This window comes from Bradyrhizobium sp. AUGA SZCCT0177 (assembly GCF_018130125.1).
Taxonomy (GTDB): domain Bacteria; phylum Pseudomonadota; class Alphaproteobacteria; order Rhizobiales; family Xanthobacteraceae; genus Bradyrhizobium.
Genome location: NZ_JAFCMA010000015.1, coordinates 161,680 through 174,555, shown reverse-complemented (window position 1 = coordinate 174,555; position 12,876 = coordinate 161,680). Strand labels below are relative to the sequence as shown.

Genomic DNA, 12,876 nt, shown 5'->3' with positions numbered 1-12,876 from the left:
CGCGGGTCTTGATCTGAAAGCTCGGATCGGCGCCGCCATGGAGGTCCTGCGCGAACAGCGTCATGCCTTCGGCGTGCTTCAGGAAATCAGCATAGAGCGCGTCGAACTGCTCCGACGTGATCGACTGGTTGCCGGCCCACCACATCTTCTCGGTGGAGGTGTCACGCACCGTGAACTTGTCCTTCGGGCTGCGGCCGGTGAACTCGCCAGTGTCGGCGCACAGTGCGCCATCGGCGGACAGCACGGCTTCGCCGGATGACAGCGAATATTGGTAGAGCTGCGGCGCTCCGAGGTTCCAATGCACCTCTTTGAGTTTCTTTAAGCCAAATTTATCGGCGCCAAAGGCACCGTTACGTAGACCCGTCTCTTGCACGAAGAACCTCCTCGAACCCGCGTATCTCGATCGCGCGAATGCCGCTAAACGCGCTTCTGTCGCGGTGACCACTGAATATAGCCTTCCGGCTCCGGTCCGGCGACCTAATACTTGGCAACGCCGTGCTTGCCAAGCCGATCCCGCGCATTTTGGTTTATTCCAGCCAAGGCTTTGATCTGGATCAAACACTTGTTGCGGCGCGGGGCGTTTTGCAGCGCTCAACACGCGACCATCAGCCGCGCGATAGCGCTACCATTTGGTTTGCGCCGCACAATCCACGGTAAAGCTCAGCGCGGCGCACCCTCGCCGATCAGCGCAAACGGCGCCCAGAATGCCGGATAGGCATTTCGGGGCGACGAAGTATCGTTGAGGTAGGCCAGCATCGACTGGCGCAGCGCCTCGGCCCGGCCAAGCTTCGGGTCAGCCTTGAGGCGATCGAAGGTCGATGTCGTCAGCCGCGTCGCGGCCGCTGAATCCACCGCCCAGTGCGACACCAGCAATGCACGCGCGCCGGCATAGAAGAACGATCGCGCCAATCCCGACAGCGCTTCGGCGCCGGGCTTGTCGCCGGCGATCGTGTTGCAGGCTGATAGCACCACCCAATCGGCGTTGAGTTTCAGCTGCGCCACTTCGCTCGACGTGAGCAGGCCGTCGTCGAGTTCGGACGGCTGCTTCGGAATACTGAGCACCAGCGAGGGCTCGGCGATCCCCTTCACGTCCCCGGCGACGAGACCGTGGGTCGCGAAATAGACGATGCTGTAATCGGCGAGCCGGGCGCGCTTGACCGTGGTTTCGCTGGCGTTCTCGCCGAGATGAATATCGCTCTCGGAAACGCCGAGATCCTTTGCGACCGCATTGAGCTCGTCGGCGGTATCAGGCAGTTGCGACAGCACGCGAGAGAGCCGCGCGCGATCGACCCCGGCGCCTTGCCAGAAGTCGGTATAGGCGACGTTGGTGACGCCGCGCGCCGCGGACTTGATCGCCGCCGGCTTGGCTGCGCCGCGCTTGTCGCCAGTGCTATCCTGCAACGGATTGAACAGCGGATCGCCGAAACCGGTCATCGGTTTGGTGGTTTGATCCTTGCGGGCAATCGCCCGCAGCGCCTTCAGGCTTGCGACCGACGGCAACACCGACACCGCGTGACGCTTGAGCAGCCAGGCGGCATCGCGATAACCGTCGAGTTTTTCCGGGATCGCGGCCGGCGGCTTCTCCGTCACCAGCAAATGAAACGGCAGCGCCGTCAACGCGCCCGTGGGAACAATCAGAAGGCTGCGCTTGTCCTTCAGCCGTGACTCGACGCGGCCCAGCAGGTGGTTGTACAGCCAATGGGCGGATTCGAGATTGAACAGCGTGGATTTTCCCGACGAATCGCCGGCATTGGCGATATCCAGTCCACGGCGGAAATCGGCGACCAACTCATGCAGCCCTTCCGAGCCACGCCCGATCGGGGACCAGTCAAATCCCTCGCGCGTGATCGCAATGACGTAGCTGTCCTTTACCGTGACCGTGAGCAGCACCATCGCCTCATCGCCCGATAACAGCGACTGAATCTCCTTCACCGTCATTGGCAGTGGATTCGACAGCGCGGCGTAATCGGGAAATTCCGCAGACAAGGTCTTTTGCAACGACGAGCGTTCGGTCGAAATGGCGGCAAGCCTGGCCTTGGTCCGCTGCTCGGCAGCAAGGTCTCGCTTCGATCGCTCTTTCGAGACCGCCGCCACCAGAGCCCTGTCCAGCGCTTCCGTTTCCGCGGCGAGATCCTGATCCCGGCGAACCAGTTCGGCGAGCCGGTCGTTGCCGGCGGCGAGCCGCACCGCCAGCTTGTTGACGGCCGACGCCGCCGACGACTGGGTGCCGCGCTGGATCGCATTGAGCATCGCATCCAGCGCTTGGTCGGTCGGTATCAGTTTGTTGCGCTCCGCGTCCGCGAGCACGGGAAGAACGGCGCGGAGCTCCCCGCGCCCGCTCGCGATCAGCCGCAGCGCCAGCGGCAACGCCTTTTCCGGGTAACCTGTATTTGCTTGGAACAGCGCCAGATTGTTCATGGATCTGGCGGTATCCGGATGATCGGGGCCGACCGCGCGTTCACGGATCGCCAACGCCCGCTCGAACAGCCGCTCGGCATCACGGACACGGTCTGTCGGCCCATCGTAAAGCTCCGCCAGATTGTTGAGCGAACGCGCCACGTCGGGATGATCGGGGCCGAGTACTTTCTCGCGGATCGCCAGCGAGCGCTTGATCAGCGGCTCCGCTTTGGCAAAGTGGCCCTCGACCTTCTCGACCTGACCCAGATTGTTCAGAAGCGTCGCGACCGCCGGATGCTCCGGACCCGCCGCTTTCTCATAGATCGCCAGCGCGCGCCGGAACAACGGCTTGGAGTCGTCGTGGCGGCCCTGCTTCTCGTAATGGGTGCCGAGATTGTTCAGGGACTGCGCGACGTCGGGATGCCCGGATCCCAGCGACCGCTCGCGGATCGCCAGTGCCCGCTTGAACAGCGGCTCAGCTTCGGCGTAGCGCTCCTGGCGCTGATAGAGCGCGGCGAGATTGTTTAGCGCGGCGGCGATCTCCGGCGACTCGGCGCCAGCCGTCTTCTCCAGGATCGCAATGGCCCGCCTGGACAGCGGCTCCGCTTCAGCGTCCCGGCCCTGACTGCCATAGAGCTGCGCCAGATTGTTCAGCGCGGCTCCGACGTCGCGATGCGCAGGGCCGTATTTCTTTTCCAGGGATTCGACCTGCCCCTGCGCCAGCGCAACAGCTTCGGCATATTTTCCGGCGCGGCTGAGCTCGTTGATTTTGGCGCTGACCGCCGCGGTCTCGCTCTTTTGCGCCGAGGACGGCGCACTGAGGCAAGTTGTCGCCAGCAGCGCGAGGCACAGCGAAAATACCAATCGATTGCGGGAATTCATGATGCGGACTTGACCTTTGGCCATCTCGACGCGGGCGTCGATTAGGTCGCGCGAATAGCCGCCGCCGTTCAAATTCCGCTTTCGCGTGGCTGCCTAGGGCTTGGCGGGCTCTTGGGCCCGCGCCTCGCCCGCCAACCGGACCAGCATCTTGCGCAGGGCAGTCCCGTTGGTGACCCGTTCCGGGAAATCCAGCCGCAGCGTGGCGGAGCCTGCCTGCATGTCCATGCCATCGGGGTCGCAGCCGGTGCAGGCCCAGTCGGCGCTGTCGGCCCCGAGCAGGCGCGTGGCGTAGAGGTTCATCGCCTCGCGGTGGTCCTCGTTCATGTGTTCCACGGCGCCCTGCTCGGCCTCCAGCAGCCCCTCCGCATCGCTGATATCGGTCAGGAACTGCTGGGGTGTCAGGTCGATGATGCGGCCAAAGCCGGCGACCAGATGGGCGCCTATGGGTGCGATCCGGAAGAACGAAAAATCCTTAAAGTCTACAAAGACTTCCGCGGATGGATGGGCGTTGAGGTAGCGCCGGCGCAGGATCTCAGCCTGGTCGCCCGCGGCCTCCTCGGCCCGCCCCGCCAGCATGATCCGGGCGCCCTCCAGCGGGTCGCCCGCGGCGCGCTCGTCCAGCATCAGCGAGACCCTGTTATCGGCCAGGATATTCCTGGTGTGCAGCGCCAGCCGAGAGATCAGCAGGATCGGCGAGGCGTCAAAATGACAGGCGATATTGACCAGCGAGCAATAGGGATCGCCGCTGCCGGCCATCAGGGTTCCCAACGCGCCCTGCCGGCTGCGCCGCAGCAGCGAGCGGGCCAGTTTGGAAGGGTTAAAATCAGCCGTCGGTTGCATGGGTTTTTCCAGCCATTTTACTGCAAAAAGGCCCTTTGCTCAGGCCTTGAGGGTGCTATATGGGTGCTACGCATCGTCCGCGGAATGTTTTTGCGGAACTCGGTCACACTTCAGCCCAGCTTGCATTGCTCGTAGACCGAATACGAAGCCCATTTATACGGCGCATGGCTGGATTGCCCGCCGTTTAAGCCACTTCTCTTTCGAAAGCAGGCTCATGCCCACAATCGCCTTGGTCGATGACGACCGCAACATTCTCACTTCCGTCTCGATCGCGCTCGAAGCCGAAGGCTATCGCATCATGACCTATACGGATGGTGCGTCGGCGCTCGATGGTTTCCGCACCTCGCCGCCGGACCTTGCGATCCTCGACATCAAGATGCCGCGCATGGACGGCATGGAGACGCTGCGGCGGCTGCGGCAGAAGTCCGATCTGCCGGTCATCTTCCTCACCTCCAAGGATGAAGAGATCGACGAATTGTTCGGCCTCAAGATGGGCGCCGACGATTTCATCCGCAAGCCGTTCTCCCAGCGCCTGCTGGTCGAGCGCGTCAAGGCCGTGCTGCGCCGGGGACAGCCCAAGGATCCGACCGCCGCACCGAAGGAGCCGGATGCACGTGCACTCGACCGCGGCCTGCTGCGAATGGATCCGGAGCGTCACACCTGCACCTGGAAGAACGAGCCGGTGACGCTGACCGTGACCGAGTTCCTGATCCTGCAGGCGTTGGCGACGCGGCCCGGTGTGGTGAAAAGCCGCAACGCGCTGATGGACGCGGCCTATGACGATCAGGTTTATGTCGACGACCGCACCATCGACAGCCACATCAAGCGGCTGCGCAAGAAGTTCAAGGTGGTGGACGACGATTTCGAGATGATCGAGACGCTCTACGGCGTCGGCTATCGCTTCAAGGAAGCCTGATCTGCACTTCTGGTCTTTTTTGTTTGAGCATGATCTTTTCGGAAAACCGGTGTCCACTTTTCCGGATCATGCTCGAGCGGCTCGTTAACTGACGCCTTGGCGCGTCTGGGGTAGGATTGAGCGCGCGAGCAGCGCTTGCAGGGACAGTCGAGACAACCGGCAGTTTTAGCCATTGCTAGATCGAACGCAGCCTGATCGGGGCCGGAACAACGAGGATGCATCTGCGTCCCTCGATCGGGATTACGTTGCCGACGACAAGGCGCAGAGCCAGGGCTGGCGGCGGCCGCTGGGCTGGTTGCGTCGCGCCGGACAATTCTTCTTTGCACTCTCTTTCTCCAGTCTCACCCGCCGTATCGTCTCGCTCAATCTGGCGGGCCTCGTCGCGCTGGTGGCGAGCATCCTCTATCTGTCGCAATTCCGCGCCGGCCTGATCGAGGCGCGCGCGCAGAGCTTGCTGGTGTATGCCGAGATCATCTCCGAAGCGATCGCGACCTCGGCCACCGTCGAGGGCGGCACCATCACCGTCGATCCCGACCGCCTGCTCGATCTGAAGCCCGGGGAAAGCTATGGCATACCGGACGAGTATTCCGACTTTCCGATCAACCCGGAGCGCGTCGCGCCGGTGTTGCGCCGCCTGATCGCGCCGACCAAGACGCGCGCACGTATTTTTGACCGCGAAGGCGGGCTTATCCTGGACAGCCGCAATCTGTTTGCCCGCGGCGACGTGCTGCGGTTCGAATTGCCGCCACCGTCGGCCGACAAGCCCAATATTGCGGAGCGGACGCTGACCGCGATCCGCACCTGGTTCAATCGCGGCGATCTGCCGATCTATCGCGAACTCGGCCCCGAGGGCGGCAAAGGCTATCAGGAAGTCGCGCAATCGCTGGGCGGTCAGAAGAGCAGCATGGTCCGCGTCAATGAGCGCGGCGCGGTCATCGTGTCGGTCGCCGTGCCGGTGCAGCACTTCCGCGCGGTGCGTGGCGCGCTGATGCTCACGACCCAGGGCGACGACATCGACCAGATGGTAGGCGCCGAGCGCTGGGCGATCCTGAAAATCGGCGGCGTCGCCTCCGCCGTCATGATCGTATTGTCGCTGCTGCTGGCGAGCACGATCGCAGGTCCGGTGCGGCGACTGGCCGACGGCGCCGAGCGCGTTCGCCGCCGCATCCAGACCCGTGTCGAAATTCCCGACTTCACCCGCCGCCGCGACGAGATCGGCCATCTTTCCGGCGCGCTGCGCGACATGACCAACGCGCTCTATAGCCGCATCGAGGCAATCGAGATGTTTGCCGCCGACGTCGCCCATGAACTGAAGAACCCGCTGACCTCGCTGCGCTCGGCGGTGGAAACGCTGCCGCTGGCGCGCAATGAAAACAGCCGCGCGCGCCTGCTCGCCGTCATCGAACACGACGTCAGGCGGCTCGACCGGCTGATATCAGACATTTCCGACGCCAGCCGCCTCGATGCCGAACTGCAGCGGCAGGATATGGCGCCGGTCGATTTCAGGCGCTTGCTGACGACGCTGACCTCGGTCGCCAATGAAACCAAGCTCGGCCACGACGTCTCCGTCGAGGCGCGCTTCGAGGGCCGCACCCCGACCGATACCTTCTCGGTGCCCGGCCATGATTCGCGGCTCGGCCAGGTCATCTCCAACCTCCTGTCGAACGCTCAATCGTTCTCCCACGCCGGCGGCAAGGTGCGCATCGTCTGCCGCCGCGTCCGTTCGGAAGTCGAAATCGTGGTCGATGACGACGGCCCGGGCATCGGCGAGGATGCGCTCGAGCGCATCTTCGAGCGCTTTTACACCGACCGGCCGCATCAGGGTTTTGGCCAGAATTCCGGCCTCGGGCTGTCGATCTCCAAGCAGATCATCGAGGCCCATGGCGGGCGTATCTGGGCGGAAAACCGCGCCGGTCCGGCCGACGCCGACGGCAACCCGACGGTATCGGGCGCGCGCTTCGTGGTCAGGCTGCCGACGCCATGACCGAGAATGCCAGCGTGCACGCCTCCGCCGTGCTGGTTGGCGACCGCGCCGTCCTGATCCGCGGGCCGTCGGGTTCCGGCAAGTCACGGCTGGCCTTCGACCTGATTCTGGCCGGCCGTACCGGCCAGGTTCCACCGGCCATTTTGGTGGGCGATGACCGTGTCCATCTCGACACACTGGCCGGAGAATTGTGGGTCCGCCCGGCGGCTGAGTTGGCCGGCCTGATCGAAATCCGGGGCCTCGGGATTCGTAGCTGTGATTGCGTCAGCGAGGCGGTAGTCGGTCTGGTTGTCGATCTCGCGGCTGACGACGCGGAACGGCTGCCACCGCCCGAAGCCCTTGTAGTCAGCCTTAATGGTGTTTTGATACCAAGAATCCCTGTCGGAACCGGCTTTCAGCCCCTTCCGCTGGTTGTCGCCGCGCTGACGACAACTGAAAGTTCACCTTCCGGTAATAATACGGCCGATTGTGTGAAGGGGTTTGGTAACCATATAAGCCCCACTATCGCGACCGAATAAGACCGGCGCAGGCTCCCCTCTCTTGCCACCGATTTCCGGGAGAATAGCCAAGATGCCCTCTTGCGCGGGGCCTCTGGATGGTCAAAGTGGCGCGTTCGTGCGGTGCACCAAAAGCACCCGCGAGGAGTTTCCGATGATTGGTCTAGTGCTTGTGACCCATGGGCGCCTTGCCGACGAGTTCAGGGCGGCGCTCGAACATGTCATGGGTCCGCAGAAACAAATTGAAGCGATTACGATCGGAGCCGAGGACGACTCCGATTTGTGTCGAAGCGACATTATCGAAGCGGTGAATCGCGTCGACAGTGGCGATGGGGTTGCTATCCTTACCGACATGTTCGGTGGCACACCCTCCAACCTGGCGATCTCCTGTATGAGCCGCCCCAAGGTGGAAGTACTCGCAGGTATCAACCTTCCCATGCTGGTGAAGCTTGCCAAGGTGCGCGAAGAGCGCTCGCTTCCGGACGCCATCGCGATGGCCCAGGAAGCCGGTCGCAAATACGTCACCATCGCCAGCCGCGTGCTCGCCGGCAAATGAGCGACGAGGCCGCGCCCGGAAACGACGTCGGGCCGAGCGTGCCGGCCGGCGCCATTTCCCGCGAACTTCTCATCATCAACAAACGCGGACTGCACGCGCGCGCGTCGGCCAAATTCGTCCAGATGGTCGAGCGTTTCAACGCCGAGGTCTGGGTGACGCGCGGCAACGAGACCGTCGGCGGCACCTCGATCATGGGATTGATGATGCTGGCCGCAGGCCCCGGCACGACAGTGACGGTTTCCGCCACCGGCCCCGAGGCGCAGGCCGCGGTGGATGCGATCGCGGGTCTCGTCGCCGACAAGTTCAACGAAGAAGGCGTTTGAGCGCTAGACGCTCGTAGCGCTGCGCTCTGGTAGGGTGGGCAAAGGCGCAGCTGCGCCGTGCCCACCACCCATCCAGATCATCGCCATCTCAAAACGGATTGGTGACGATGCCGCCGTCGGCGCGCAGCGCGGCGCCGTTGGTGGCGCTGGAGGCCTTCGAGCAGACGTAGCAGATCAGATTGGCGATCTCCTCGGGCTCGGCATAGCGCTGCAACAGCGAGGCCGGCCGCCGTTCGCTGAAGGTACGCGCCACGAGGTCGTCGACGGTCGTTCCCATGCCCTTGGCACGCGCGGCCAGCCGCACCGGCGCCATCTCGACCCAGGTCGGCCCCGGCATGACCGAATTGACGGTCACGTTGGTCCCCTTGGTGAGTTCGGCGGCGCCGCGCGCCACCACGAGCTGGGCGGCCTTGGAGAAGCCGTAGTGAACCATCTCCTTGGGAATGAAGACGCCGGATTCGCTGGAGACGAACACGACGCGGCCCCAATCCTTGTTGTCCAGCATCCGCTTCAGATAATGCCGGGTGAGCCGCACGCCGCTCATCACGTTGACTTCGAACATCCTGGTCCAGTCGGGATCCTCGATATCGAAGAATCCTTTCGGCTCGTAGATGCCGAGATTGTTGACGAGGATGTCGACTTCGGGAAATTGCGCTGTAAGCGCGGCGCAGCCTTCGGCGCCTCCGAGATCGACCGCCGCCGAGTGCACCTCGGCGGCAGGCGCTGCCTGCCGGACTTTTGTCATTGCTTCAGTGACAGCAGCTTGCTCGCGGCCATTGACGATGACTTCCGCACCCATCCGCGCGAGCCCGATGGCGGTTGCGAGACCGATGCCGCGCGTCGAGCCGGTGACGAGCGCGGTCTTTCCAGTCAAATCGAGATTCATGCGTTCCCTCAAATTTTCTTGCCCAAATCTTCTTGTTCGCCGCCTATTTCTTTTCCGGCGGCACCACAATCACGTTCCAGATCGTGGCGGGGCCCGGCCCCCCTGAGAAAAACCTGCGCGTGGTGACCACCATACGCTCGCCATTGGCAGCATGGGCATTCATCCATGCCTCGCATTTTTCCAGCTTCCAGTCGCCGGTTTCGCAGATCCCGATAAAGCCGGATCGCTTGGCCTCTTCGAGCGAGGTCAGCCCGGACGACCACGGCTCGTACGGCGTCAGGACCGCCGGATGATCGGCGCTGTAGAATGTAACGGGGTGGCCGATATCGCTATAGGCCGCAACCACCGGCAAGGCTGAGAAAAACCGCCGGTGCCAGACTTCCGTCAGTTCGCGGGCGAGTTCGGAGCGCGCCCGGTAGCTTGCCCCCTCGTTGCGATGCTGGCCGGCATCATAGGCAGCGATCTGCGGCGATGCGATCAACACCGCTACCGACAGCACCAGCCAGGTCGCGGTCAGCCGAAGCAGCGCCAACTGCCGCACCCGCAGCGCCGGGATCGCGATCAACGCCAGCGGCACCAGGAAGAACAGCGGGATGCCCCAATCGGTCTTGATGTAGATCTGGAACAGCACCGCGCCGAGCGGCGGCCCGATCGCGACCACCGCCTGGATCAGCCAGACATTGAGCGCCTGCGTGGTGTTTACGCTGGCATTCGCGCCGCGCGACCAGAACGCAAAAGACGGCTTGCGCCAGCGCGACGGCCACGCCAGCGCTACTCCCGCCAGCACCACCGGCAACGCCAGCAGCGCCAGATTATGGCCGACATAACCGAGCGCGAGGTTGTCGATCATGCGGCGGTCGCTGATCGAATAGATCTCGCCGGCATAGGTGAACGGGACGAAATTCACGTCCCGGAGCCAGAGGAAGTGCGGGACCATCGCCACGACGAGCACGAAGATGGCCACCCACGGCGCCGGCGAGCGCAGGAATTGCAGGCGCTGCGGGTGGATCAGCGCGGCGAGGCCGATGGCGCCGATCATGGTCAGCGCCCAGTATTTGGTCATCAGCGCCAGCGCGCCGGCGATCCCAAGCAACCATCCGGATTTCACGCTGCGCTTCTCGAATGCGTCGAGATAGGCCAGCACCAGAAGCGGCAGCGTCACCAGCTGCAGCAGGTCCGGATTGTACTTGAAGCCCTTGAAGTTGAAGATCGGATAGAGCGCGAGCATCACCACGACGAGGAAGGCGCGGCGGTGATCGACCACGCGCAGCGCCAGCAGCCAGCAGATCACGAGCCCCAGGCCCAGCGTCGCCATCGCCAGCGCATAGGTCGCCCAATCGGTGACCGGAAACAGCCTGAACCAGGCGCCCGCCACCCATCCCGACAGCGGCGGATGCTTGCCATAGCCGAACAGGAACTTCTGGCCCCAGCCGAACGCCTCGGCGACGTCCATATGGATGTCCTGGCCGGTCTTCAGATTGACCAGGATCAGCGTCCAGAGCGCGGCATGGACCACGGCAAAGCCGCTCACCAGCCACAAAGCGCCCTTGGGGTCGCTGGCGCATGAGGCCAGCCATGCCGCCAGCCGCCGGACGGACAATCTGCGCCGGGAACGCGCGGCGGCGGGTAAAATTGATGCAGTCGACATGGAGGAGTGCGTAGCGCGTTTTTGGCGCGCGTGGAATCAGCTTGGCGTGAAGAATGCCCCTTAAAATACAGCAATATGGTTGCCGCACGGGGATGTGAATGCTATCCCGCGCCCCATGACAACTGCCCCGATTTCCAACATCCGCAACTTCTCCATCGTCGCCCATATCGACCATGGCAAATCGACGCTGGCCGACCGCCTGATCCAGACCACCGGCGGGCTGACCGATCGCGAAATGGCGGGCAAGGAGCAGGTGCTCGATTCCATGGATATCGAGCGCGAGCGCGGCATCACCATCAAGGCGCAGACCGTCCGGCTGAACTACCGCGCCAAGGACGGCAAGGATTACATCTTCAACCTGATGGACACGCCGGGCCATGTCGACTTCGCCTACGAAGTCTCGCGCTCGCTGGCGGCCTGTGAAGGATCGCTGCTGGTGGTCGACGCCAGCCAGGGCGTCGAGGCGCAGACGCTCGCCAACGTCTACCACGCGCTCGACGCGGGTCATGAGATCGTGCCGGTCCTCAACAAGGTCGACCTGCCTGCGGCCGAACCCGAAAAGGTCAGGCAGCAGATCGAGGACGTAATCGGCATCAGCGCCGCTGACGCGGTGATGATCTCGGCCAAGACCGGGCTTGGCATTCCCGACGTGCTGGAAGCCATCGTCACCCGCCTGCCGCCGCCGAAGGGCGACCGCAACGCGACGCTGAAGGCGCTTCTGGTCGATAGCTGGTACGACGTCTATCTCGGCGTCGTCGTTCTCATTCGCGTCGTCGATGGCGTGATGAAGAAGGGCAGCCGCATCCGAATGATGGGCACCAACGCCGCCTATGACGTCGAGCGCGTCGGCTTCTTCACGCCGAAGATGACGCAGATCGACGAACTCGGCCCCGGCGAGATCGGTTTCATCACCGCCGCGATCAAGGAAGTCGCCGACACCCGCGTCGGCGATACCATCACCGACGACCGCAAGCCGATCACCGACATGTTGCCGGGCTTCAAGCCCGCGATACCCGTGGTGTTCTGCGGCCTGTTCCCGGTCGATGCCGACGACTTCGAAACGTTGCGCGCGGCGATGGGCAAACTGCGCCTCAACGATGCAAGCTTCTCGTTCGAGATGGAGACGTCGGCGGCGCTCGGCTTCGGCTTCCGCTGCGGCTTCCTCGGGCTGTTGCATTTGGAGATCATCCAGGAGCGGCTGTCGCGCGAATTCGATCTCAACCTGATCGCGACCGCGCCGAGCGTGATCTACAAGATGCACCTGACTGACGGTCAGGAGATCGAAATCCACAATCCCGTCGACATGCCCGACGTGGTCAAGATCGCCGAGATCCAGGAGCCATGGATCGAAGCCACCATCCTGACGCCGGACGAATATCTCGGCAGCGTGCTGAAGCTTTGCCAGGACCGCCGTGGTTCGCAGAAGGAGCTGACGTATGTCGGCTCGCGCGCGATGGTGAAGTATGATCTGCCGCTCAACGAGGTCGTGTTCGATTTCTACGACCGGCTCAAATCGGTCTCGAAGGGCTACGCCTCGTTCGATTACCATCTGACCGACTACAAGCCCGCGGATCTCGTCAAGATGCAGATCCTCGTCAACCTCGAGCCGGTGGACGCCTTGTCGATGCTGGTGCATCGCACCCGCGCCGAAGGCCGCGGCCGCGCCATGGTCGAGCGGATGAAGGAACTGATCCCGCCGCACATGTTCGTGATTCCGATCCAGGCTGCGATCGGCGGCAAGGTGATCGCCCGCGAAACCGTCCGCGCGCTGCGCAAGGACGTCACCGCGAAATGCTACGGCGGCGACATCACGCGCAAGCGCAAGCTTCTGGAGAAGCAGAAGGAAGGCAAGAAGAAGATGCGGCAGTTCGGCAAGGTCGACATCCCGCAGGAAGCCTTCATTGCCGCGCTGAAGGTGGATAGCTGAGGCGCGCTTCGCGCACTTTG

General features: G+C 63.4%; 11 protein-coding genes. 6 read left to right on the top strand and 5 right to left on the bottom strand.

The window, feature by feature from the left end:
- From JQ597_RS19365 to JQ597_RS19355, 3 genes are all read right to left on the bottom strand, one after another.
- Positions 1–373 (bottom strand): phosphoenolpyruvate carboxykinase (ATP) (locus tag JQ597_RS19365; RefSeq protein WP_212265814.1); only part of this gene is annotated, 373 nt, incomplete at its 3' end.
- A 287-nt stretch (positions 374–660) separates the two neighbouring features.
- Positions 661–3,279, bottom strand: a complete 2,619-nt coding sequence (locus tag JQ597_RS19360; protein WP_212265813.1) for a CHAT domain-containing tetratricopeptide repeat protein — start codon at positions 3,277–3,279, stop codon at positions 661–663.
- A 93-nt stretch (positions 3,280–3,372) separates the two neighbouring features.
- Complete coding sequence (locus tag JQ597_RS19355) at positions 3,373–4,119, bottom strand: HugZ family pyridoxamine 5'-phosphate oxidase (RefSeq protein WP_212265812.1); 747 nt, start codon at positions 4,117–4,119, stop codon at positions 3,373–3,375.
- Between the two features lie 214 nt (positions 4,120–4,333).
- On the opposite strand from JQ597_RS19355, the gene JQ597_RS19350 reads away from it, so the two are divergent.
- The 5 genes from JQ597_RS19350 (at position 4,334) to JQ597_RS19330 (ending at position 8,395) form a co-directional block, all read left to right on the top strand.
- Positions 4,334–5,035, top strand: coding sequence for a response regulator transcription factor (locus JQ597_RS19350; protein WP_016843287.1), 702 nt, complete (start codon positions 4,334–4,336; stop codon positions 5,033–5,035).
- 172 nt (positions 5,036–5,207) lie between these two features.
- Positions 5,208–7,019, top strand: coding sequence for a sensor histidine kinase (locus tag JQ597_RS19345; protein ID WP_212265811.1), 1,812 nt, complete (start codon positions 5,208–5,210; stop codon positions 7,017–7,019).
- Complete coding sequence (locus tag JQ597_RS19340; RefSeq protein WP_212265810.1) at positions 7,016–7,537, top strand: HPr kinase/phosphorylase; 522 nt, start codon at positions 7,016–7,018, stop codon at positions 7,535–7,537. Before JQ597_RS19345 ends, JQ597_RS19340 begins: the two co-directional genes overlap by 4 nt.
- A gap of 133 nt (positions 7,538–7,670) precedes the next feature.
- Entirely contained in the window at positions 7,671–8,072 is a 402-nt protein-coding gene (locus tag JQ597_RS19335) for a PTS sugar transporter subunit IIA (protein WP_021076632.1), read from the top strand.
- A complete protein-coding gene (locus JQ597_RS19330; RefSeq protein WP_212265809.1) occupies positions 8,069–8,395 on the top strand; it encodes an HPr family phosphocarrier protein in 327 nt (108 codons plus the stop codon). The genes JQ597_RS19335 and JQ597_RS19330 overlap by 4 nt, the downstream gene beginning before the upstream one ends.
- 88 nt (positions 8,396–8,483) lie before the next feature.
- Here JQ597_RS19330 and JQ597_RS19325 read toward each other — a convergent pair whose 3' ends face one another.
- Positions 8,484–9,281 carry an SDR family NAD(P)-dependent oxidoreductase gene (locus JQ597_RS19325; RefSeq protein ID WP_212265808.1) on the bottom strand — a complete coding sequence of 266 codons (798 nt, stop codon included), beginning with the start codon at positions 9,279–9,281 and terminating at the stop codon, positions 8,484–8,486.
- A gap of 43 nt (positions 9,282–9,324) precedes the next feature.
- Positions 9,325–10,929, bottom strand: a complete 1,605-nt coding sequence (locus tag JQ597_RS19320) for a glycosyltransferase family 39 protein (RefSeq protein WP_212265807.1) — start codon at positions 10,927–10,929, stop codon at positions 9,325–9,327.
- A gap of 115 nt (positions 10,930–11,044) precedes the next feature.
- Between JQ597_RS19320 and lepA the strand changes: the two genes are divergently transcribed.
- Positions 11,045–12,856, top strand: coding sequence for a translation elongation factor 4 (lepA, locus tag JQ597_RS19315; RefSeq protein WP_212265806.1), 1,812 nt, complete (start codon positions 11,045–11,047; stop codon positions 12,854–12,856).
- Positions 12,857–12,876 lie beyond the last annotated feature (20 nt).

Coding starts and splice junctions, on each gene's coding strand:
- JQ597_RS19325 (WP_212265808.1), bottom strand. CDS start 9,281: ATGAATCTCGATTTGACTGGAAAGACCGCGCTCGTCACCGGCTCGACG.
- JQ597_RS19335 (WP_021076632.1), top strand. CDS start 7,671: ATGATTGGTCTAGTGCTTGTGACCCATGGGCGCCTTGCCGACGAGTTC.
- JQ597_RS19360 (WP_212265813.1), bottom strand. CDS start 3,279: ATGAATTCCCGCAATCGATTGGTATTTTCGCTGTGCCTCGCGCTGCTG.
- JQ597_RS19330 (WP_212265809.1), top strand. CDS start 8,069: ATGAGCGACGAGGCCGCGCCCGGAAACGACGTCGGGCCGAGCGTGCCG.
- lepA (WP_212265806.1), top strand. CDS start 11,045: ATGACAACTGCCCCGATTTCCAACATCCGCAACTTCTCCATCGTCGCC.
- JQ597_RS19340 (WP_212265810.1), top strand. CDS start 7,016: ATGACCGAGAATGCCAGCGTGCACGCCTCCGCCGTGCTGGTTGGCGAC.
- JQ597_RS19320 (WP_212265807.1), bottom strand. CDS start 10,929: ATGTCGACTGCATCAATTTTACCCGCCGCCGCGCGTTCCCGGCGCAGA.
- JQ597_RS19355 (WP_212265812.1), bottom strand. CDS start 4,119: ATGCAACCGACGGCTGATTTTAACCCTTCCAAACTGGCCCGCTCGCTG.
- JQ597_RS19350 (WP_016843287.1), top strand. CDS start 4,334: ATGCCCACAATCGCCTTGGTCGATGACGACCGCAACATTCTCACTTCC.